This window comes from Pseudomonas sp. FP1742 (genome assembly GCF_030687145.1).
Classification (GTDB): Bacteria; Pseudomonadota; Gammaproteobacteria; order Pseudomonadales; family Pseudomonadaceae; genus Aquipseudomonas; species Aquipseudomonas frederiksbergensis_D.
This window is the reverse complement of sequence record NZ_CP117460.1, coordinates 2,864,076-2,885,549: the sequence shown is the minus strand read 5'-3', so window position 1 is coordinate 2,885,549 and position 21,474 is coordinate 2,864,076. Positions and strand designations below refer to the sequence as shown.

Sequence of the window (21,474 nt, the reverse complement as noted above, 5' to 3'; positions counted from 1 at the left end):
TCCTTTCTGGAAGTTGCCGGAGCTTAGCAGAGGCTGCTGTCAGAAAATGGCAGGAGGGATGGCCGACTTTGAAAATTTCCCACTCTGTGGCGAGGGAGCTTGCTCGCCGAGGCCGGCCTGCATCGGCGCAACATGCTGATCGTGGCGATTTCCCTCGGCATGGGCCTGGGCGTCGCGGCGGTGCCAGAAGCCTTGCGCGAGCTGCCGAAGGCGCTGCACAACATCTTCGAATCGCCGATCACTGTCGGTGCGTTGTGCGCTATCGTGCTTAATATCTTCCTGCCCGAAGAATTCATCGAGCTGGAAGAAGACGAGTTCGGCCCGGAAGCCTCGGTGCTTCAAGTGATGCAGAACCCGGATGTTGCGGCCAAGGGTGAACCCGCATCGCCTGTGGCTGTCGCACAGATGAACCGTCCGTAATGCTCAAGGGCCGAGCCGCGAGCGGTTCGGCCTTTTTCTTTACGAGAATATGTCCATGCGCAGACTGTTAGCCCTGTCCCTATCCCTGCTATTGCTCTCCCTGAGCGGCTGCGCCCTGTTCCCCAGTCGCGACCCGCTGCACATCAATGTGGTGGGTATCGAGCCGCTGCAAAGCCAGGAGCTGGAGGTGCGTTTCGCGGTAAAACTGCGCGTGCAAAACCCTAATGAAACGGCGATCGCCTACAACGGCGTGGCGCTGGACCTGGAGGTTAATGGCCAGCCGCTAGCTTCCGGCGTCAGCGATCAGTCGGGCTCGATCCCGCGCTTCTCCGAAGCAGTGATCGTGGTGCCGGTGAGCGTTTCGGCCTTTTCGATGCTGCGTCAGACCCTCGGGCTGAGTCAGACGCAGACACTGGACAATCTGCCGTACGTACTGCGCGGCAAACTGGCCGGAGGGGCGTTCGGCACCATGCGTTTTGTCGACAGCGGCAAGCTCAGCCTGCCGGGCTCGATCTCCGGCACCTGGTAACGCACTAGTAACGTAATTCTGTTCACTTACGCCGTAATGCGATCTGTAGCAGCTGTCGAGCCTGCGAGGCTGCGTTCGGCTGCGAAGCAGTCGTGAGTCCGGCTGCCGTGGTGTATCTGATGCACCGCATTGTCTTATTTGACGACTGCTTCGCAGCCGAACGCAGCCTCGCGAGCTCGGCAGCTGCTACAAGGAATGCGTCGCGGCTGAAATCGCTTAAGTGAACCGCAGAACGCTAGGTAACGGGGTCGATCACCTGCGTCACACTATGCTTCAGACCTTCTACGTGCCAGTTGGCCCACAGCCGGGTTTTACCGTTGCTGCCTTCATCCGGCTCGATCGCCAGCCAGTTTCGAGCGGCGATCAGGTAACGGCCCCTTGCGCTGACGGGCAGCATGGTTCCGGTGATGGCGTAATCGATCTGTTCCTGATTCGCACCGATGGACTCCAGAAAGTGCACCGCCAACACTGGCGGCGCAGGATGCACGACGCCGGTGGAAATCAATTGGTAGATTTTCCCCGCGCCGTCGCTGCCATGCCGGGGCAGCTTCGACTCGATCACGCAGACCCCGGCCACATGAACGTCGCCAGACACCAGCGTGACCTTGCATGATTGGGCTTTGGCGAAATCCAGCAGCCGCATGATCAAGCGCTTGCGTTCACTGCGGTGCGGCAGGCTTCGCCAGTGGTCGCGTAAATCGTCCTCGAGCTCCTGTTGCCCCACCATTACGTCCAGCGCCTTTTCGGCCGCCTGCAAATCAAGGTAGCCCACCGGAATACTCGACATCAGCAACAGGTGCTTGTGCGCCGGGACCTTGTCCAGCCAGGCATAAATCGCATCCCAACTGACCGGGGAAATGACCCGGGTTTGTTGGGCCTGCGGGATGGTCAAGTCCGGTGCACGCTCGCTGCGTAGATCGGGAACCAGCAAGGCCAACTCGCCCAGACCGGTGAAGCCCAGGTGAAAGCCGTCGGCGGTTCCGGGAATCGCGCAGGGATGGGTATCAGCGGACGGTTTGAGGTGAGGATGCGTCTGGATCAGTTGCTGCTGGAAAATCCTGAAATAACGTTTGGCCGTGGCAAACAGCCCCTGGAACACTGGGCTGGAATGCAATATCTCATCGTAGGAACCCCAGCCATCGATGATGTCATGGTCATCCCACATCATTACCGTTGGAATGGCGCCGAACACCCTGGCAATCTCGGGCTGTTTCCAGCATTCCAGGTAGAGCCGGGTGAAAAACTTGTCCAGATCGGCTTCGATCACCTTGCTGTAAGCGGCCTTTTGCCGGTCGGCGAAGGGTTTGGCGAACCATGCTTTCATCGACGGCACACTGCTACGCATGTCATCGCTGTAAACCTGATCGCCGCCCATCAACAGCAGATGATAGGGCTCGCCCTGGTGGGCGCCCCACATGTGCTCCCAACGCTCGTTGTTCCGGTCTACCTTCTCCATCTCCTTGGGGTCGGAGAAACCGTTGCACGACACATACGCAATGCGCGGCGACTGGCCCTTGGCCGGAACGACGAAGTTGGCCTGCGCACCGTCTACGGTAACCGTGTAACTGGTGGCAACGGCCTGATCCTGCGCCGCCTTGAAATCGATGCGCCAGACCCGGGAATTAGGGTTGAGCAGCGGGATATCGGCGATGGCCAAGGGTGTGTCGGCAGTCACACCCTTGGGCACTTTTACCGTGGGTGATGGCTCGCCCAAAGGTGAAACCACCAGGGCAGACACGTTGTAGACATTATTATTGATGCCACGAAACTGCAGTATCGGGCCTAGTAACAAACTCATGGCGAGTCCATCCGTTGACGGGGTGTGAACGCCTGGAGACTAGACGACAATCACACCCCCCGACTGATTATGCGTTGAACCGCACGCCCGGTCTGGCTCGCTCATCCACGGTCAACTCAAACACGTCCGGGCGCGCATAGTGCCCGACCACGTCGTAGTCATAACGGGCGCGGATCAGATCATCGGTGTCGATTTCCGCAGTCAGCAAACCAGCCTCACCACGCAGCGGCCCGGCAAGAATGTCGCCCATTGGCCCGACAATCACACTACCGCCGGCAATCAACGGACGCTCCGCCGGCCAATTGGCGATGGTCAGGCCCAAGGCTTGTGGCGAGTCCTGAACCTGACAGGCACTGACCACAAAGCAGCGTCCTTCATGGGCGATGTGGCGCATGCTGACCTGCCACATTTCCCGCTCATCCACGGTCGGCGCGCACCAGACCTCCACGCCCTTGGCGTACATCGCGGTGCGCAGCAACGGCATCATGTTTTCCCAGCACACCACCGCGCCGATTCGCCCGACCTGGCTGTCGAGCACCGGCAAGGTCGAGCCGTCGCCCTTGCCCCAGATCAGTCGCTCGGTGCCGGTGGGCATCAGTTTGCGGTGCTTGCCCACCAGCCCGGCCTGCGGATCGAAATACAACGCGGTGCAGTACAAGGTGCTGCCGGCGCGTTCGATCACACCGATCACCAGATTGGCGCCGGTGCGCGAGGACAATCCGGCCAAGGCGTCAGTCTCGGCGCCGGGCACGTCGATGGCGTTGGCGAAATACCGGGCAAAGGCTTCTCGACCTTCCGGCAGCCGGTAACCGAGTTGCGTGCCGAAGCCTTCACCCTTGGGATAGCCACCGAGCAACGCCTCGGGCATGACCACCAACTTCGCGCCGGATTCGATAATGGCGGTTTCCCAGGAAAGAATTTGATCGAGAGTATCGGCCTTGCCGCCGGGCAAGGCGCCGATTTGCAGGGCAGCGACAATGGACTTGGGCATCGCGGTGGCTCCGTCGTTAATGAAGTGTTGCTCATTCTCCGGCGCCACCGGATCATGAATAAAGCCCGACTCACTGCTGAATGATATGAACCATATGAATATCGCCACCGTCGATCTCAACTTGCTCAAAGTCTTCGAAGCCTTGCATGAGGAATCCAGCGCCAGCCGCGCCGCCCTGCGTCTTGGCGTGACGCAATCGGCGGTCAGCGCGGCGTTGCGTCGGTTGCGCGAGGTGTATGGTGATCAGTTGTTCGTGCGCACCGGCCGAGGTCTGGCGCCGACGCTCAAGGCCGACCAGTTGAAACCGGTGGTCAGTGATGCACTGAGCAAATGCCGGCAGAGCCTGGCCATGGTCGATCCTGCGGCCCATCACTACGACGGACGCTCGGTCACGGTGGGCTTGTCGGATGATTTCGAAATCGCCTACGGGCGACGATTGATCGAGGAAATCGCTCACCGTGCGCCGAAGCTGCGGCTGATCTTTCGCCAGACCCATAGCCAGATCGTCGCCCGGGCCTTGATGGAACGCAGCATCGATCTGGCGATCACGGCAGGCGGGTTTGCCGAGCGTTTGCTCAGCCGTCAGGTGCTGGGTGAAGGGGGTTATCTATGCCTGGTGGATCCCCTCAGCCTGGCCGAGGGACAACAGAGTCTCAGCCTTGAGGAATTCGTCACCCGCGAACACATTCTGGTGTCCTCGGGCGGTTTTATCGGGATTACCGATGAAGGCCTCGCCGCGTTGGGATTGAGTCGGCGGGTATGCGCGTCGACTACCCACTTTGCCGCGTTGCCACATCTGCTCAAGGGCAGTCAGGCGGTGGCGACCATTCCGGCTCATGCGGCGCAAAGTATTGCGGCACTGTGCGGATTGGCGTTGCTGCCCTGCCCTCTGGCACTGCCGCGCTACCCGATCGAGCTGGGCTGGCGCACCAGTGCTCAGCTCGATCCGGTGGTGTTGAAAGTGCGCGAAGCGATTGCCGCGATCTTTTCCGGGGCGTTTATTTAGCGGCCATCAGCCGATTGACTTCACTGCGTACCATGTTCGCGAATTCCGGCGGCGACATGCCGTCGAGTTCGGCGCGTACCCACTCGGCCCATTTGCCTTTGCGCTTGGCGCGCTCACCGAACAACCGTGCGGCTTCGCCCTTGGCTTTGCCCAGGTTGTTTTGCCAGAGTTCGAACAGACGGGATTTTTCATCTTCAAGCGCGGCGCGCTCGGCAAGGGGTTTGTCGGCCAGATTGAAGCTCATGGGGAGTTACCTGCTGCGTAAAATAGGCGACATCTTACACTGTAGGAAGAAATGTCCGGCTCTGGATTTTTCTTCAGGGGTGAGCCACCGCGCAAAATGGCTGCAACTTTTGCCACGGCGGCAGACTCCATTGTTCACTGTCCATTCACCTGCAAGGAGTACTCCAATGGCGCGCAAAATCATCGATCAAGTCGCCGAAGATCAAATCAAGGATCAGGTCTTCAGCGAACTTCAGTCCCTGATCGAAGAGTCTGAAAAACTGCTCAAGAGCAGTGCTTCACTGGTCGGTGAGGAAGCGGACACCCTTCGTGGACAAATCGCCCAGAAACTCCAGCAGGCCCGGGACTCGGTAACCAGTGTTCGTGAGCGGACCAGACCCGCGGTCGACGCCACCGAAACCTACATCGGCGGTCATCCATGGCAAACCGTGGCGATCTCCGCCGGTTTCGGCCTGGTGGTCGGTCTGTTGTTGGGTCGACGTTAAGTCATTGAACGTCAGTACGGAATCTGTGGGGGCGGGCTTGCTCGCGAAAGCGATGTGTCAGCTGACATCAATGTTGACTGTACCGCCGCCTTCGCGAGCAAGCCCGCCCCCACATCAGGGATTGCGTTTGAGCTCAGAGCCCCGCCAGTTCCCGCAGTTCCGCCAGGGTCTGAGCATCGAGCGCAATGCCTTCGACATTGGCTTTGGCACGCTGCTGGTGACGCCGATCCCCCGGTAAACGCTTGAGCCCGACACTGTGCATCTGCCGGACCAGTTCCTGACTGCGTTCGGCAAAGTTCTGCCCCGCCGCTTTGCTTGGGTCAATCACGATCAGCAGTTGACCGGTCCAGGGGGTTTTGGCCCCCGGATGGTTCGACCAGTCGAACTCGAAAGAGAAATTGCCGCCGGTCAACGCCGCCGCCAACAACTCCACCATCATCGACAGCGCCGAGCCCTTGTGCCCGCCAAACGGCAACAAGGCGCCGCCTTCAAGAATCGCTTTCGGGTCCTGGGTCGGCTGGCCGAGGCTGTCCACCCCCATGCCCGGTGGCAAGCGTTCACCCTTGCGGGCCGCGATCTGCACATCGCCATGGGCAATGGCACTGGTGGCAAGATCAAAAACAATCGGTGCACCGTCGGCCCTGGGCGCGGCGAAGGCAATCGGATTGGTCCCGAACAGCGGACGATCGGCGCCGTGCGGCACCACGCAGGTCATGCTGTTGACCACGCTCAGTGCCACCAGCCCTTCATCGGCAAACGGCTCGACATCCGGCCACAAGGCTGCGAAGTGATGGGAATTGCGGATGGCCAACACCGCAATGCCGGCACTGCGGGCTTTTTCCACCAGCAAGGGCCGCGCCGCCGCGAGGGCCGGTTGGGCAAATCCATTGCCGGCGTCCACCCGGACAAAACCCGAGGCAACATCCTCGACCACCGGCACGGCCTGACCATTGACCCAGCCGCTGCGCAGCGTCGACACATAACCGGGAATGCGGAAAACACCGTGACTGTGCGCCCCGTCGCGCTCGGCGCCGGCGCAGTTGAGGGCAAGCGTTCTGGCGACATCGGCCGAGGTGCCATGGCGCAGGAAAATCTGTTCGAGCAATTGAACGAGCGCGTCGAAATCGAGGGTTTGGGTGTTCGAGTTGACGGCCATTTCAGGCGATGCGGTCATCTGAAGCTCCGGTTTTATTATTGGGTGTGGGCAACAGGTCAAGCGAGGTTGCAGGGCAACCGAAAAAAGTCGTCGATTAAGCGCTGTTTTACCGGCGTCCTGTCAAGCCTGCGACAAAGGATCAGCTCAAGCAATATGTACCGCACCCGGACTTTCCATTGGTCCTACTGTTTTCCCTCGACCCAACGACCTGCGATCGCCATCGATCGCAGCCCATCGAGGAAAACTCATGACTGCTCCACCACTGCCGTATTTTTTCGACGAAGCAGAACGTGCATCCAGTGCCAGGCGACTCGGCGAGCGCGAGAAAGCGCTGCATCTCACTCTTGACGATTTGAAATGGTTGAAGGGTGGTGTTTATCTCGCCACCCACGAGATTCGCGCAGCTCAAAAGACTCCGATGCAAATAGATCGGTTGATGTTGAAGATGCCCGATGGGACCGACATTCCATTGGCCGGTGCGTTTTGCATGAGTCACCCCAAAGTCGAAGACGACGTCAAAAACGAACACAAGGCCAACGGCGAAGTCATCCTCTACACACCGTGGAAAGGTCTCGTCAAATACGCGGACATGACCGACCTCATCGAGAAACTCGAGGAACTGCTGAGCCAGGACGACGGCAAGCAGGCGCTGTTGCGTTATCTCTCCATCGAACAGCGGGCGACTGCATTGGCCGCCACGGGTTTGACAGTGGCGACGCAAAAAATCGAGGGGGCGGGGTTTCAGGACCAGGAGCAGATCCTTGATCGCAACCAGACGCAAAACATCCAGACGATGCTGGCAGAACTGGTGAAAATTCCGTCGCTGCAATCGATGTTGGACGAGCTGCTCAACATCGCCCTGGCCAAGCATTTTCCCAAACTGGACCAGCGCCATACGCAACTGGATAGTTTTATCGACAGCGCGTCTCCCTCCTCCAATACCGACAACCCGGAAAACCGGCGCAAGCTTTCTTCGCTGTCTTTGAGCGATGCCCTGCTGCACTTCTACCTGACCAATCAATGGCCGGATGGCGACATCAGGACCTTCTCCAACCCCGGCCACGGTGTGAGCAGCGACGCTGATAACCAGGCCTGGGAACTCGAGGTAAAAGAGATCGCGCAAAGCTTCACGCCCCATCTGCAAAGTCTGCTCGAGACCTTCTGGAATTCTCCCATGAGCAGCGGGCAGTCCCGTTCCGACTTTTTCGCCGAGGGCATGCGGGATGCCTATCATGTGGATCTGCTGCGAAAACGTCAGCAAGGTATTTTGAACACCACTGAATATCTGGAGTTGATGAGCGTCAGCGGCGCCGCGCCTGCGCCAGCCCTGCCGTTACGGGTCGAGACCGTACGTGTCAGCGCCCTCTACAAACATTACGTGGAGCTCGCTTCCACCTTTATGTGCGGTAACTCGGACACCTTGGGCTACCTGTACACCCACTCCTCAGGCATCCAGGCCAGTACCGATCTTGCAGCGATAAAAGACACGATACTGACCATGCTCAAAAGCGAGGGTCACGAGGACAATCTGCTTAATTTCATGTCCCTCGAGGAACGCGGCACCTTCCTGTCGCTTGAGCCACAGGAGCGCCTGATCATTGCAGAACCGATTAGCGGCCAGGTGTTTGAGCGACTCATTGAAGATGTCCGGGCCAAGCAATGGCAGAACCTGACCTACGCCCTGAGCCGGTACCGGGAAAGCGAGGGCACGCTCAATGTACATGCGTTGCTCGACAATGCGCTGGATGTACGCGGCTTGATCGACAATCGCCTGTTGACCGGCGACGCAAACGGCCGCTGGAGCACCCGGGCCGATCAGCGATGGAGTGCCCGACCGGCCACCGTGCGTGCTGAATCGGCAAAAGAACAACTGGAAAGCCTCTCCACCGTCAAGCAGGCACTCGAGCAACAGCTTGATAAACACCCGTCCATTTCGGTTAAAACGTTAGCGGCGGCACAAACCCTCACCCGTTCGTCCCTTGAGCAACTGCAACCCAAGTTTGTGCATACCCTGACTACCGCATTGCGTAGCGAGTACAAGCTGCTGGGTGTCATCCGCGCGCTTGGGACGACGGAACTGGCGATGATCAAGACGGTGCTAGAGACGCCGGTCCGGCTGCAACGCGCAGCTCTGAACGGGTTTCTGCCGGATGTCTTTTCCCTTGCGCTCAAGGCCGGCGACTCCGGTGACTTGCTCGATCTCGCCAGTTGTTTTGTACTCACCGAACGCGGCGGCCTGGACCCGACCCACTCCGGCAAGGCGATTTTATGGACCCCCGCCTCGGGATTCGAAGCCTTTTCCGCCCTCACACCGCTGCTGACAGCGTTCAATAAACGTTTGCAGAGCGAGGACGATCGCCCGGCGATTCTGGAGAATCTCCAAAGAAGCCAGCGAACATCAGGGCGCACCTTTACCCTCGCGCCATTACAGCTGATACATGAGAATTTTCTGGATCACGTACAAAAACCATTTGTTCGGCTGGATCAACTGTCCGTCGAACGCGCATTGGCCTCCCCACTGACCGAACCGGTCCTGAAGAATCTACTGAGCCTGGTGGCATTGCATAAACCGATGACAGGACTGCGTCGGGCAACAGACCTCGCGCGCTCTCTGACGACGCAACAAAAGCTTCCGGCATGGTTGGCCAAAGCGTCCATACAGGATCAGAGACTGCATGCAGAACTGCTTCAGCAATACCTGAACAATGCCCGGGACGATAAGGATTACCTGAGCGGCGTGCGCTCTCTTGAACGCACGGCACAGTTCGAGTTGAAAGAGTTACTCAAGGTCGATCAATTGGCCATTGATCCGGACAACGTCCAGGTGCAGGTTGCCTCGCGCCTGATGTCCACGGTAAAGACGTTAACGTTGTCGGCTTTTGCATTGACTCACTTTGATGAACTGGACAGTGCCGACTTCAAGTTGAAGTCACTCACCTCTGCCGCCATCCCTGCCAAAATGGACAAGCCTTACATCAAAAACCTGATACGAAAACTGAATGTCGGTCAGTTCCACAAAAAATTTGTGGAGGCGGCGCTTGCCGAAACCGGCACCGCTGCGAAATCCTCCAGACAGCTGTTCGCCGCCCAATTGCCCTGGCAACTGCTGCACTACGCGCATTCGCTAAAACTGCAGGAACGCCTGAGCGAAACCGGGTTCGACCTTGTTCGGCAAGTCATGGACATGCCCGATGCAATCGCCCGCGAGGCCGTCAGCGGTACAAATGCGATAATCCGTCCACTTGAGCTTCTCTTCGGTAAAGACCAGTCGATCAAAGTCCCGGGAATGTATTTGATCGGCCCCAAACAGAACACCCCGGGACCCGAGGTGCTGATCGCGCCCTATAGCCCTGAGCATGGCGTGAAGGAATATGAAAACGAAAAGCTGTTGCTGACCGAGCTCAAGTCACAAGGTCCATTACAAAGTTGGGTGCGCAACAGTCTGTCAGATACTGGCCGCACACATTACGACACCCATGTGACGGGTACGAACGCGTCCGGCAAGATCAGCCTGGCCTTCAAGCCCATCAAGGGCCATCTGTTCAGGCACCTGTTCAACGAAAATTTCAAACTCCTCGCACGACTGTTGGGCACCCAGTCCAACAAAGACGCTCAAGGCGAGTGGGAAACCGTAAAACGTGTATTGGGCGACGATCTGGAACAGGCCTATACGTTCCTGATGGGCAAACTGGCCTACCCGATTGTCGTGTGGCGCAGCTATCGTGAGGTCAAGCAGTCTGCGGAGGAGCTTCAACAACACAAATGGGGCCCGGCGATCACATCCTTTATCAGCGGCATCACGCAACTGGCGATGTTGCGCCAGTCAATGGAAGGCCAGGCAGAGCCCTCTGCAGCGGCCAGCGAGCCTTCTTCCTCCGCAACCAGTGCCAGCCTTAAATGGCAGGACATCGCCACTACCGATCCCGCACGCACCGGCTTGCAGAACCACGAGCACGTTGATGCCGACCTTGGCTCAATGACCCGGGACACCGCCCTTGGGCTCTACACGCACCCGACCACACAGAAAAAATACGGTGCGGTTGAAGGGAAGGTCTATCAACTCGAAAAACGTGGCCTGCGCTGGCGCATCAGCGGTCTGGACGGAAGCGGCCCCCATGTTGCTCGGAACGCTTCCAAACAGTGGGTGCGGGAGCCGGACGAGCTGGTTCGGCAGTACAGCTTGATCAAGAGGTTGAAAACGTGGAACGCCGTCCGTGGGGGGATGAACGTCGAAGCCAGTGGAATGGCCGAAATACGCCGGCTCTTCCCTGTGCGGGCACGGCTGATCGATGAAGGCCTTGACCACGCAACCACCTATGCGTGGAACGGTTTTCGTAACTTGCAACTGTTGAAAAAAACAGGCAACACAAAGACACCGGTTCATCAGCTCGTCAGGAGGTTTCTTGATGTGGCGGAGATATCGCCCGAGCATGTGACGATGATCCAGAAGGTCGTAGAGGACATCCTCGGTGCCTTGTTGGATCCGACCCTCAGGAACGAGCAGTCGGAACGCTTCGTCACCGGGAGAGCTCACCCCGGAAACCGGGACCATATGTTTGCCTTCACGATCCCCACCGATCAGCAGAAAAAAATCTACCTGGCAGAGAAATATTTTATGCCTTACATGGATCACTACCGTAATTACATGACCGATGCCGCGTTCCCGATCCGTGCCCACGCCCGCGCAACGACGTTGATCCACGAGCTGTCGCATGTGATTTGTGACACGGAGGATATTGCTTATATGGATGCAAGCAGACCGTTTGTCGACCTGATTGATACCACTACGACTCGTGGCAACCATTTGAGCAAGGCGCTGACACAGCTTCAGAAGGAAGCACTTTCAATCCATACCCCCTTATCCGAACTGTTCGCCGTTTTGAATGACGATACAAATGTATGGGAAGATTTTGGTCAAACCTTCTACGAGGAAACCAACCGTACACGTGACCGGATTTTGAGCTTGACCGGCAAAAAAAACCTGGCCGAAGCACGCACGCATTTCAAAAAGGATGCGACGACAAGACTGGCTGTCCAGCTGGCCAATGCTGACTCTGTCGCTTGGCTGATCTCTCATTTGGGACGTCAACTTCACGTCGACACCCCCTGAAACGCGGTCAGCAGGCACTGGCGCAATGTCAGTGCCCTGAAAATAACTTCGACTTGGACGGGGAAATGCCATGACGGTTGTTCTCGCCGACTTCCCCTCAAGGTTAGAATGCAGGAAATCAGGAAGAGTCAATGACCGACCACTCTCTCTCGCAAGCCCAATACGACGCCATCACCGATGCCGCTGCACACTGGTGCATGCGCCTGCACGCCATCGATTGCACGGCCGAAGAACGCCTGGCGTTCGAGCAATGGCGTGATGCTCATCCTCTGCATGCCTTCGAGTACGAAGCCATGCTGGAGATCTGGGATGTGGCGGGGGATTTGCCTCGTCCCGAATCCGCTGCGCCGGTTGTTCGGGTCAAACCGACAACCCCCTGGCGCGCTTTCGGCATCGCCGCCGCGGTCTGCGCCCTGGCGCTGCCGCTGGCGGCATATACCGGATGGAACCTTGGATGGCTGCCCAATGCCTACCAGCATTTCGAGGCGACCGATAATGTTCGTCAGGTCACGCTGAGCGACGGCAGCCAGGTTGAGCTGAACCTGGGCAGTGAACTGACTTTCAGCAATTACAAGGATCAGCGTCGGGTCACGCTGAAAAAAGGCGAGGCCTTCTTCAGGGTCAGCCACGACATGCAACACCCCTTCATCGTCAAGGCGGCCGACGGCAGAATCCGCGTCACCGGAACCCAATTCAACGTCTGGATGTATGAAGACCAGGTACGCGTGAACCTGATCGAGGGCTCCGTGCTGGTGAGCAGCAATGATGCCCTGCCCGGCGAAGGTTTACGTCTCGAACCCGCCATGCAGGCTCGTTACAGACACGGCGACTTCACGCCTCAAATCAGCCAGACCTACGCCAACGACCAATCGCTGGCCTGGCGCAGCGGCAAACTGGTGCTCGATGATCTGGCGCTGACCGACGCCCTGCCCTTGATCAATCGTTATCTGAACAAGCCGGTGATGCTCGCGGACCACAGCGCCGGCTCGATCCGCCTCGGCGGCATCTACAGCATCAAAGAGCTCGACAACCTGGTGGCTTCGCTGCCCAAGGTGCTGCCGGTCTACCTGACCCGCAACAAGGACGGCAATCCAGTTCTCAATTCGATGCCGCAACAAGCCCCAAAAAGCTGAAGGCCGCGACCTTTGCGGGGGGCGACCTTCATTTTTCATTTAAACGCTATCGCTGTTACTGCGCGGCGATCTTCCCTGCTTTTTCATCCTGCTCGCGGATCGTCTGAGCCTGGTACTGCGGATCGGCCTTGATCTGCTGCTCGGTGAACGGCAACACACTCAACTGTTTCTTCGAAAAAGCCAGTGTCTGGTCCCTGGAATACTTCGACGCCGGATCACTGGACAATGAGAATGCCAGCAGGCCCTGAGCCTGCGGCCCGTTGTCATCGAACGTCACCACCTGCAAATAGCTGGTGCCACTGACGACTTCGCGTTTGCCGTCGGTTCTCGGCACGCTTTGAATGGCGTTGTACACCCCCAGCGTGCCGAGACCACCATGGATCGGCGTTTGCCGCCCGCCACTGCTGGCCACCTGAATGTCGCCCCAACGGCTATCAGCCTTCAGGCCAAGGGTTTTCACCTTTTCTACCGAGGCCAGCATCGCCGCCCGAAGCGCTTTGGCGATTTCCGGCCGTTCTATGGCCAGGCCACTCGGCGTGTGTTGCGCGTCCTTCGGATCGAACGCCACACGCCAGAGGTCAGGGACTTGCTGCAACGCCAGCATGACATTCTGAAAATGCACAAAGCCCAGCCCACTGTCCAGATTCACTCGGCGATCCCAAGTCTTGAGACTGGCACACAGCGGCGCCAGTGTCGGCGCATCGGGGCCGAGGGCCGCGGCGCAGAATTGCAGGAGGTCCGGCATGACCAGGGCCGCCTGATACACCTGATCGTCCATCACCATGTGCTGCAGATCCGCCGCAGTGATAGGCCCCGCCTTGCTCAAGATGCCCAGACGCTCCAATGCGAAGCGCGAACGCAGCCCCAATGGCAGATTGTCCTGACTGATCAACGGCGAAAAACCAGTGAGCGGCTGTGCCGGATTGGCCATCCACGCCGAATCGTTGGAGTGCTGCACAAAGTCTTTGCGCAGCAGCTGCGGCAGTTTGTCTGCCGCATAAATACCTTTTTGTGCAGCATTCGGGTCGATATCCCAGGCGCAGGCGCTTTTGGAGCCGTCGAGCAGGATCATCTGCAGTCCGGCCCGTGGATCGCTGCACTTGGCCAGCTTGTCGGCACTGACGTTCGGCACCACCGACAGGTTCATGTAAAGCGTCTGCCCTCGATCGTCCACCGCCAGGGTATTGACCCACGGAATTCCCTGAATCTTGTGCACCGAAGCCTGCAACTCCTTGAGGCTGACCGCACGGTTCATCGCGTACCACTGCTGCAAGACCCGGTCGTTATCCAGGTTGGCATCGCGCAGGCTGTAGGCGAATTGGTTGTTCCAGTCCAGCTTTCCCGGCCATTGCACAATCGGGCCGAATGGCGAGCTGTAGACCACATGGGAAATCTGCCGGGTCTGACCATCGGCTTGCTTCGCGTTGACGGTCAGCGTCTGCTTTGTCATCGGCAAGGACTGGCCATCGAGCAGGTAACGGGTCGGATCCTTTGGATCGAGTTGCAAGCGATACAGCGTGAAGTGCCTGGACGAATCCACGGTGTGGGTCCATGCCAGATGTCGGCTGAAACCGATATTGATCATCGGCAAACCGGGCAACGCCGCGCCCATGACGTCCAGTTTGCCGGGAATGGTCAGGTGCATCTGATAGAAACGCATCCCGCCCGCCCAGGGGAAATGCGGGTTGGCCAGCAGCATTCCGCGACCGTTGAACGAGCGCTCGCTGCCGACCGCCACGGCATTGCTGCCGCGATCCAGAGCGAATCGTTGCATGCGCGAGGCCGCCAGTTGGAACGATGCCGGTTCACCTGCCACATGAGCGACGGATTCAGGCGGGGCCGCGCCAGCCAGGGCTTCGGCAAACTGCCCCACTCCGCCTTCGACCAACAGACGACGGGTCAACTTGACCAGGTCCTGGGCGGTAATCGCGCGCACCCACTCTCCCTGGCATTGCTGCGGCAGCCCCTGCGCCCGACGCTCTGTCAGCGAACGGTTGTAGCCCGCCACATAACCTTCGATGAGTTCCCGCACTTCAGGCGTTTGCGCCTGCCAGAAAGCGGCGACGGCCTGGGGAGTATTCAGCCAGTTGAAAAACACATCGCTGGCCAGGTTGCCACGCTCCTCGAGCGTCAACTGGTCCGGGCCGAAATACCGTGAACGTTCGCCATTGACCGTCACGATCTCATTGGCCAGCAAGCACACGTTGTCTTGAGCGTAGGCATAGCCAATGCCATAGCCGAGCCCGCGCTCGTTTTCGGCACGGATATGCGGTACGCCGAAACTGGTTCGACGAATGTCGGCGGTCGCCTGTTCTGGCTGGGTACGCGCGTTTGCCGCAAGGCTCACCCCCAGAATTACACCCGCAAGGCTCAACCCGGTTAATTGCCTGGAAATAATCACGCTCGCTCCTGATCGAAAAGACGTATGACAGCCAATGCGCCTTCCATTAAAACGAAGCGAACCACAAAAAATTAGGCCTTTGCGGGCTTCCCCACGCCCATCTCACAGAGCGCTGACGTAACAGCGACAAATTTTCTACATACGGGCATTCATTATTTCCTCGCTCGTACGTCTTATTGCTTGAGAGCACCCATCACTTTTCCTGATCAGGCTCTGAAAAGGAGTTTTTGCATGTACAACCCGCAACTGCCAACGGATGGTAGCCATGCACCAAAGGGCCCTGGCATGGGCACCGGCGTTTTCAATCAACAGACCGAACGTCAAGGCAACGAACGGATCAGGTTTCTGCTCAAATCCTTTGGCCTGCGCACCAGCCTGATTCGCCTGAAAGTCATCGACGCCTTGCTGACCGCCGCCGAGAGCGAGCGCAGCCTGGGCGTGCGTGGCGTGCATAGCCACTTGCTGGAGTTGGACATTCCCCTGTCCTTTCTCAGTGTCCGCGAAGTGTTGAAACGCCTATGCGGTGAGGGTGTGATTACGCTCAATCCGGACAAAAGCTACAGCCTGCATCCACAGGCTGTCGCTGTCCTTCATGGTGAGCATTCAGGCCGGCAGGCATCGCTCAAGGCTTGACCTTGCGACGCATCACGCCATTGATGACCACCACGACCACCGCCACGCCAATGGCGATGTACTGGAATAATTTCTCGCTGATGAACCCTGCGTTCTGCAGCCAGGAAAGGCCGAACATGATCCCCAGTACCACCAGGGAAATCAGAATCGAGTACTTCAAACGTTGCGACTGGGTCATTACGGGTTCCTGAGCAAAAATATGTATCCGGTTTGTATCCGATTGCTTACCAAGCCCCTACAGTTCAGCACGAATGCGGGGCTGCAAACGGGGTCTCATGTTACAGCCGATGAAGAGTTTTGACTTCATTGCGGCGATAACCATGAGGATTTTGAAATGCTCCGTCGAATCACACTGCTGATTCCACTGCTCGCGCTCCTGACCCTGAGTGGCTGCATCATTTTTCCCAATAACGGCTGGCATGGCGGCCACCATTATGACCGTGGCGGACCGGGCTATTATCACCGTCGATAGTTTGAAATGGCTGACATTAACGATTATTCAGCCGATCCTTCGTAAGAAAAAAATCATTCTTTTGCCCACTGAACAAATGCCCGCACCCTGGCGGGCATTTTTCGTACACGATTGTTCCAGTCGGGCTGTCAGCTGAATCCATCATTTTTTGCATGTTCCCAAACCTGGAAATATTGCGAAAACCGTTGAAGCTTTAAGTCTCAATCGTGCATTTGAGCTGTTCGTAGTCGATCTCTATTCTCGAGACATCAGAGAAGAATCAACTCTCTAACTTCGAGTAATACAGGGATTTCATGCTCAAGCCTTTAATACATATCAGCCCCCATCATGTGCTTGGCTTTTGCCTTGCAATCACTCTTTTTGAACTACTGACTTATATGGGCAGCGACATGATCATGCCCGCCATGTTGACTGTAACGCGTCAACTGAATGCCAGTTCGAGTCACGTTCCCTATGCCTTTAATCTTTACTTGATTGGCGGCATTCTTTTGCAATGGCTTATAGGGCCGTTGTCCGATCACTTCGGCCGCCGCAGATTATTGCTTATCGGGTGTGCGGTGTTCGCGCTGGCCTGTGCCGCGGCGTTCCATGTGCAAAGTATCATTGCCTTCAATGGCTTGCGCCTGATTCAGGGCATAGGATTGGGATTCGTCATCGCCGTCAGCTATCCAGCCCTGCAAGAAGTCTTCTGCGAAGCCGATGCGGTAAAAATCATGGCGTTGCTGGGGAACGTCGCACTGCTCTCCCCCCTGCTTGGTCCCCTGCTCGGTAGCCTGGCGCTGGAATGGCTCTCCTGGCGGGAGCTGTTTTTACTATTGGGCGTTGGCGGCGTGATGGTCTGGTTCGGGCTTTACCTGTTCATGCCGGAAACCGTGGGCACCTTGCGCCAGGATGGTCAACGACTGGCCGCGGTGCCTTTTGAATGGGGCGGTACGGTGCGCCGCTACGCCGCTTTGCTCACCAACCCGCAATTTCTGAGCGCTACCGTCGCCTTGGGTCTGATGGGCCTGCCGTTGATTGCCTGGATCGGGTTGGCGCCACTCCTGCTGATCCAGAACCAGGGACTCTCCCCCTTGCACTACGGCCTGTGGCAGATCCCGGTATTTGCGGCCGTCATTCTCGGAAATCTGATACTCAACCGACTGATTGCCAGCACTGAACTGGCCCAATTGATTAGGTATGCGCTCTGGCCGTTTTGCGGCGGGCTCATCGCATTAGTCATGGTCATGCTCATCGGCGCTTCAACAGTTCTGGTGGTCAGTTGCCTGTCGCTTTACGCCATCGGTCTTGGCATGAGCAACGCGGCGCTATACCGGCTCGCACTGTTTTCCAGCGACGACGGCAAAGGCCTGGTCTCGGCCATGATCGGCATGATCTCCATCGCCGTCATGGGGGGCGGCGGCTCGATTATCGCCGCGCTGGGTGCCGGTGACAGCCTTGAAGCCTTCGCCCTGATGGCCGGTCTCACGGGGCTCTTGTGCCTGGTTCCTCTGCAACTGTTTCTGCGCCGCTCTCACATCGAACTTTCGGTCTGATCCCACACCATAGGTCCTTTGATGATCCATCTACCCCACACCGATGCGCTTTGCGCGCTGACGCAACCCTATTGCCTGGATTCCATGCCGGAAGGCCTGTTCGATCAGGCCATGGGTGAAATCAGTCTGTTTCATTACCATCACACGCCCGGATACGAACGCTGGCTGAACGCCAATGGCCTTGATGCCAACGCCCTGGAGACGCTGGATGACTGGTCAAGGCTGCCGCCGATTTTCGCCAATTACTTCAAGCGTCATCTGGTGTTCGGTCCAACAGGCGAAGGCGCGCTGGAGCTGACATCGTCCGGCACCAGCGGCCAGAAGAGTCGCATGCGCTATGACCAGCGCAGCATGGCCGCGGCACAAGGCATGGTGAGCCACATTTTCCGGCATTACGGTTGGGACACCCCGGACAGCCCCTGCAATTATCTGCTCCTGAGCTATGAGCCCGAGGCTGACATCACCCTGGGCACTGCCTACACCGATCATTTTCTGTGCAGCTATGCCCCCGTCAACCGAGTGGTTTACGGCTTGCGCCTGACCGGAAAAGGCCACGAATTCGATCTTTTTGGAGTGATTCGTGCCTTGCAGGCGTTTGCCGAGGAAGGATTGCCCGTTCGAATTCTCGGATTTCCCGCACTCCTTTCTCATGCACTTCAGTGCATGGAAGACACCGGCGTGGCCGATTTGCAGTTGCCTGACCAGTCACTGGTATTTCTGGGGGGCGGCTGGAAAACCCAGACAGCGCAGGAAATCCCCCTGAGTCAGTTGTATGCACGAATCAACCGGCAATTGGGTATCGACCTGTCTCGCTGTCGGGACGGATATGGGGCCGTAGAGCATGCCGTGCCCTATATCCAGTGTACCCATCATCATTTTCATGTACCGATTTACTCGAAGGTTTTCGTGCGCAACCCATCCGATTTCACTGTCCAGTCCTACGGCCGACGCGGCTTGCTGGAATTCGTCTCACCGTACATTTCATCCAGCCCTGCTCATGCCGTGGTAATGGGCGATCTGGCGACATTGCACCCCGCCGCCAGTTGTGGATGCGGCCTGATGACAGACTGGTTCGAGCTGCATGGGCGTGCCGGTACCAGCGCCAGCCGCAGCTGTGCCATGGCCGCTTCTGAATTGATCGGGAGGGCTTGATATGTACCTGATCAATGGCCAACTACGTGACGACGTTACCCCACAAAGCGCACTCGACCTTCTTGAAAAACAATTGCCCCGGCTGCTGGCCGCGCCGATCGATAGCGATACCGTCATCGAGTCCGCCGTTCGCTTTGCCACGCAGTTGCAGGCTCACCATCCCGATCTGCCCCTCGATGACGATCAACGTCAGGGATTGATCGTCTTTTGCCAGCACAGCAACCTGAGCAGCAAACTCGATCGGGAACTGGGCCAGCAACCGCGTTCGCTGCGCCGCATCGACTATCGGCAACCCTGCTTCGAAAGCTGGCACCCGTTGGGGCTGGTGGTGCATATCACCCCAGGCAATGCGCCCATGCTGGCGTTCTGCGCGGTGCTCGAAAGCCTGTTGGCCGGCAACATCAACTGGCTTCGCCCCAGCTCCAGCGATCGCGGTTTGACTGCCCGGTTGCTCGCAGCCCTTGTGCAGTGCGACATCAGCGGCAGGCTGGCGGAATTCGTAGCGGTTCTGCCGGTGAACACCTCTTGCATCACGCAACTCTGCGCCAGGGCTGATGGAGTATCGGCCTGGGGCGGGGAAATGGCGCTCAAAGCAATCCGTCAACAAATCCCCGCCGGATGTCGATGGATCGATTGGGGACACAAAATCAGCTTCGCCTATCTGTCACCTGACGCGGCGAATCCTTCAGCGCTCGATGCGTTGGTGGATGAGGTCTGCCACCTGGATCAGCAAGCGTGCTCCAGCCCTCAATGGGTGCTGGTGGACAGTAACGATCCGGCGGTCCTGCACGACCTGGGAGATCGTCTGGCCGAAGCATTCAAACAGCGCGCCCCACATTGGCCGGCGCTGGTACCGACAGACCAGGAAGCTTGCGAAATCACCACTCGCATTGCCTTGGCGCAGCTCGATCAATGCTTTGCCGATCAGACCGGTCATGTGTGGACCGGCCCCGGATGGCGCGTCATCTGGGAGCATCATCAGACGCTCGCGCCGTCGCCGCTGTTTCGTACGATTGTGCTCAAACCCGTACCACGACACCTGCTCATCGAGACACTGCTGCCCTGGCGCGCCGTCCTGCAAAGTTGCGCATTGATGTGCCCCCGGGCAGAAACCCCCGAGCTCGTTCGAACGTTGCTCAACGCCGGTGTCAGCCGCATTGCGCCTTGCCAGTCGATTCATGACGGCTACGCCGGTGAACCCCACGATGGTGTCTACGCGCTGACTCGCCTGAGTCGCCGCCTGTCGGTGAGCCTGCCAGCGGATGTCTCGACGGGCCGTGCAACGCTCGACCCGGTTCCGTGCGCACCCGACACCTGCGATGACCCGATCATGGACAAGGAGACCTTCACGACCCAACCGATCGGCCCCCAAGCGCAATTGTATTTCCGCTCTGGCGGCAGCAGCGGGATCCCGGCCCTCGCCGGCTTCAGCTATCGCGACTTTCAGCAACAGATGCGCGCCGCCGCTGACGGGCTGTTCTGCGTCGGGCTCGACCCATCAACGGACCGGGTGATGAACCTGTTCTATGGCGGCAACCTTTATGGTGGATTTTTCAGCTTTTCGAAGATTCTTGAACAGATGGGCGTCGCGCATTTACCCATGGGGGCTCCCCAGGATGATGATTTCAGCGAAGTCGCCCGACTGATCGTGGAGCAGCGTGTCACCGTGCTGATCGGCATGCCCAGTACGCTGCATCGCCTGTTTCTCAAAGAGCAGGATCGACTGCGCGCCTATGCCGGTGTCGGCAAGGTGTTGCTTGGTGGCGAGCATCCGGGAGAGACCAGTAGACGGCTGATGGAAAGCTGCGGGGTGTCGACGATTCGCTCTGCCATCTATGGCTCCGTCGATGCAGGCCCCTTGGGGCATGCCTGCCCGGCGACGGCGGACGGCGTGTTTCACTTGATATGCGAAACCCAGCATCTGGAAATCGTTCAGCTCGAGCAGGATGTGCCGGTGCAAGGCAGTGAAATCGGTCGCCTGCTATTTACGTCCCGCGCCCGGCAAGGTCAGCGCGTGCGCCGGTATGACGTCGGCGACACCGGCCGCTGGATCCCCGGAGCCTGCCCTTGCGGACTCGAAACGCCGCGATTCGAACTGTTGCAGCGGCACGGCAAGCTGGTGCGGATTGGCACCGAATTCATTTCCCCTTCAGCGCTGGCGCATAGCTTGGAAGTCCCCATTCAAGTTGTACTGGGTCACACCGCCGACGGGATCGAACGAATGCACGTTCTCGCGGATGCGAACCCCACCTGGGTCCACGAAAAACTGCTGACCCACGAAGCCTTGGCCAATGCGGTCAGTGCCGGGCTTTTAATTGTGGAAGTTACAGCGTGCGTCGAACAGGAATTCATCCGAAATAAACACAGCGGCAAAATCCCATTGATTATCGATCGAAGAATATAAAGACAG

The 21,474-nt window shown here is 58.2% G+C and carries 16 protein-coding genes and 1 pseudogene; 10 read left to right on the top strand and 7 right to left on the bottom strand.

All coding sequences use genetic code 11. The features are described 5' to 3' along the window. Positions 1-99: 99 nt before the first annotated feature. Positions 100-420, top strand: a pseudogene (locus tag PSH64_RS12790) (xanthine permease XanP); the annotation flags it as partial. A gap of 55 nt (positions 421-475) precedes the next feature. Then, positions 476-949, top strand: coding sequence for an LEA type 2 family protein (locus PSH64_RS12785; RefSeq protein ID WP_105341976.1), 474 nt, complete (start codon positions 476-478; stop codon positions 947-949). A 235-nt stretch (positions 950-1,184) separates the two neighbouring features. On the opposite strand, the gene PSH64_RS12780 is transcribed toward PSH64_RS12785, so the two are convergent. Further along, positions 1,185-2,747: an alkaline phosphatase D family protein gene (locus tag PSH64_RS12780; protein WP_105341978.1), complete on the bottom strand. Its 1,563-nt coding sequence runs from the start codon at positions 2,745-2,747 to the stop codon at positions 1,185-1,187. Between the two features lie 67 nt (positions 2,748-2,814). After that, on the bottom strand, positions 2,815-3,738 hold the full coding sequence (locus PSH64_RS12775) for a carbon-nitrogen hydrolase family protein (protein ID WP_305480855.1): 924 nt from the start codon (positions 3,736-3,738) through the stop codon (positions 2,815-2,817). 85 nt (positions 3,739-3,823) lie between these two features. Between PSH64_RS12775 and PSH64_RS12770 the strand changes: the two genes are divergently transcribed. Next, positions 3,824-4,744, top strand: coding sequence for a LysR family transcriptional regulator (locus PSH64_RS12770; protein ID WP_305480854.1), 921 nt, complete (start codon positions 3,824-3,826; stop codon positions 4,742-4,744). Here the strand turns inward: PSH64_RS12770 and PSH64_RS12765 are convergent. Then, positions 4,737-4,988, bottom strand: coding sequence for a hypothetical protein (locus PSH64_RS12765; RefSeq protein WP_007983592.1), 252 nt, complete (start codon positions 4,986-4,988; stop codon positions 4,737-4,739). The two genes, PSH64_RS12770 and PSH64_RS12765, sit on opposite strands and share 8 nt — an antisense overlap. 166 nt (positions 4,989-5,154) lie before the next feature. On the opposite strand from PSH64_RS12765, the gene PSH64_RS12760 reads away from it, so the two are divergent. Further along, positions 5,155-5,472 carry a YqjD family protein gene (locus tag PSH64_RS12760; protein ID WP_019649979.1) on the top strand — a complete coding sequence of 106 codons (318 nt, stop codon included), beginning with the start codon at positions 5,155-5,157 and terminating at the stop codon, positions 5,470-5,472. A gap of 133 nt (positions 5,473-5,605) precedes the next feature. Here the strand turns inward: PSH64_RS12760 and PSH64_RS12755 are convergent, their stop codons facing one another. Beyond that, positions 5,606-6,646: an Ldh family oxidoreductase gene (locus tag PSH64_RS12755; RefSeq protein ID WP_305480852.1), complete on the bottom strand. Its 1,041-nt coding sequence runs from the start codon at positions 6,644-6,646 to the stop codon at positions 5,606-5,608. Positions 6,647-6,875: 229 nt separating this feature from the next. Here PSH64_RS12755 and PSH64_RS12750 point away from each other — a divergent pair, with 229 nt between their 5' ends. Both PSH64_RS12750 and PSH64_RS12745 read left to right on the top strand, forming a co-directional pair. After that, a complete protein-coding gene (locus PSH64_RS12750; protein ID WP_305480851.1) occupies positions 6,876-11,738 on the top strand; it encodes a dermonecrotic toxin domain-containing protein in 4,863 nt (1,620 codons plus the stop codon). Positions 11,739-11,869: 131 nt separating this feature from the next. Beyond that, positions 11,870-12,871 carry a FecR family protein gene (locus tag PSH64_RS12745; protein ID WP_105341989.1) on the top strand — a complete coding sequence of 334 codons (1,002 nt, stop codon included), beginning with the start codon at positions 11,870-11,872 and terminating at the stop codon, positions 12,869-12,871. 55 nt (positions 12,872-12,926) lie between these two features. Here the strand turns inward: PSH64_RS12745 and PSH64_RS12740 are convergent, their stop codons facing one another. Continuing rightward, entirely contained in the window at positions 12,927-15,272 is a 2,346-nt protein-coding gene (locus PSH64_RS12740; protein ID WP_105341991.1) for an acylase, read from the bottom strand. A 231-nt stretch (positions 15,273-15,503) separates the two neighbouring features. Here PSH64_RS12740 and PSH64_RS12735 point away from each other — a divergent pair, with 231 nt between their 5' ends. Further along, positions 15,504-15,905 (top strand): fe2+ zn2+ uptake regulation protein, encoded by a 402-nt coding sequence (locus tag PSH64_RS12735; RefSeq protein ID WP_105341993.1) that lies wholly within the window; start codon positions 15,504-15,506, stop codon positions 15,903-15,905. Here the strand turns inward: PSH64_RS12735 and PSH64_RS12730 are convergent. Both PSH64_RS12730 and PSH64_RS12725 read right to left on the bottom strand, forming a co-directional pair. Further along, on the bottom strand, positions 15,895-16,083 hold the full coding sequence (locus PSH64_RS12730; protein ID WP_018926107.1) for a hypothetical protein: 189 nt from the start codon (positions 16,081-16,083) through the stop codon (positions 15,895-15,897). The two genes, PSH64_RS12735 and PSH64_RS12730, sit on opposite strands and share 11 nt — an antisense overlap. A 57-nt stretch (positions 16,084-16,140) precedes the next feature. Next, positions 16,141-16,326 carry a hypothetical protein gene (locus PSH64_RS12725; protein ID WP_305481225.1) on the bottom strand — a complete coding sequence of 62 codons (186 nt, stop codon included), beginning with the start codon at positions 16,324-16,326 and terminating at the stop codon, positions 16,141-16,143. Positions 16,327-16,670: 344 nt separating this feature from the next. On the opposite strand from PSH64_RS12725, the gene PSH64_RS12720 reads away from it, so the two are divergent. The 3 genes from PSH64_RS12720 to PSH64_RS12710 are packed head-to-tail and all read left to right on the top strand — an operon-like array spanning position 16,671 to position 21,468. Beyond that, positions 16,671-17,912 (top strand): MFS transporter, encoded by a 1,242-nt coding sequence (locus PSH64_RS12720; protein WP_305480849.1) that lies wholly within the window; start codon positions 16,671-16,673, stop codon positions 17,910-17,912. 21 nt (positions 17,913-17,933) lie between these two features. After that, the gene (locus tag PSH64_RS12715) at positions 17,934-19,064 is read left to right on the top strand and encodes an acyl-protein synthase (RefSeq protein WP_305480847.1); all 1,131 of its coding nucleotides are present in this window, start codon (positions 17,934-17,936) and stop codon (positions 19,062-19,064) included. Position 19,065: 1 nt separating this feature from the next. Further along, on the top strand, positions 19,066-21,468 hold the full coding sequence (locus PSH64_RS12710) for an aldehyde dehydrogenase family protein (protein ID WP_305480846.1): 2,403 nt from the start codon (positions 19,066-19,068) through the stop codon (positions 21,466-21,468). Positions 21,469-21,474: the final 6 nt, after the last annotated feature.

Excerpts from the sequence above, each read along its gene's own strand:
- PSH64_RS12785 (WP_105341976.1), top strand. The coding sequence starts at position 476 with ATGCGCAGACTGTTAGCCCTGTCCCTATCCCTGCTATTGCTCTCCCTG.
- PSH64_RS12780 (WP_105341978.1), bottom strand. The coding sequence starts at position 2,747 with ATGAGTTTGTTACTAGGCCCGATACTGCAGTTTCGTGGCATCAATAAT.
- PSH64_RS12775 (WP_305480855.1), bottom strand. The coding sequence starts at position 3,738 with ATGCCCAAGTCCATTGTCGCTGCCCTGCAAATCGGCGCCTTGCCCGGC.
- PSH64_RS12770 (WP_305480854.1), top strand. The coding sequence starts at position 3,824 with ATGAACCATATGAATATCGCCACCGTCGATCTCAACTTGCTCAAAGTC.
- PSH64_RS12765 (WP_007983592.1), bottom strand. The coding sequence starts at position 4,988 with ATGAGCTTCAATCTGGCCGACAAACCCCTTGCCGAGCGCGCCGCGCTT.
- PSH64_RS12760 (WP_019649979.1), top strand. The coding sequence starts at position 5,155 with ATGGCGCGCAAAATCATCGATCAAGTCGCCGAAGATCAAATCAAGGAT.
- PSH64_RS12755 (WP_305480852.1), bottom strand. The coding sequence starts at position 6,646 with ATGACCGCATCGCCTGAAATGGCCGTCAACTCGAACACCCAAACCCTC.
- PSH64_RS12750 (WP_305480851.1), top strand. The coding sequence starts at position 6,876 with ATGACTGCTCCACCACTGCCGTATTTTTTCGACGAAGCAGAACGTGCA.
- PSH64_RS12745 (WP_105341989.1), top strand. The coding sequence starts at position 11,870 with ATGACCGACCACTCTCTCTCGCAAGCCCAATACGACGCCATCACCGAT.
- PSH64_RS12735 (WP_105341993.1), top strand. The coding sequence starts at position 15,504 with ATGTACAACCCGCAACTGCCAACGGATGGTAGCCATGCACCAAAGGGC.
- PSH64_RS12730 (WP_018926107.1), bottom strand. The coding sequence starts at position 16,083 with ATGACCCAGTCGCAACGTTTGAAGTACTCGATTCTGATTTCCCTGGTG.
- PSH64_RS12725 (WP_305481225.1), bottom strand. The coding sequence starts at position 16,326 with ATGCCAGCCGTTATTGGGAAAAATGATGCAGCCACTCAGGGTCAGGAG.
- PSH64_RS12720 (WP_305480849.1), top strand. The coding sequence starts at position 16,671 with ATGCTCAAGCCTTTAATACATATCAGCCCCCATCATGTGCTTGGCTTT.
- PSH64_RS12715 (WP_305480847.1), top strand. The coding sequence starts at position 17,934 with ATGATCCATCTACCCCACACCGATGCGCTTTGCGCGCTGACGCAACCC.
- PSH64_RS12710 (WP_305480846.1), top strand. The coding sequence starts at position 19,066 with ATGTACCTGATCAATGGCCAACTACGTGACGACGTTACCCCACAAAGC.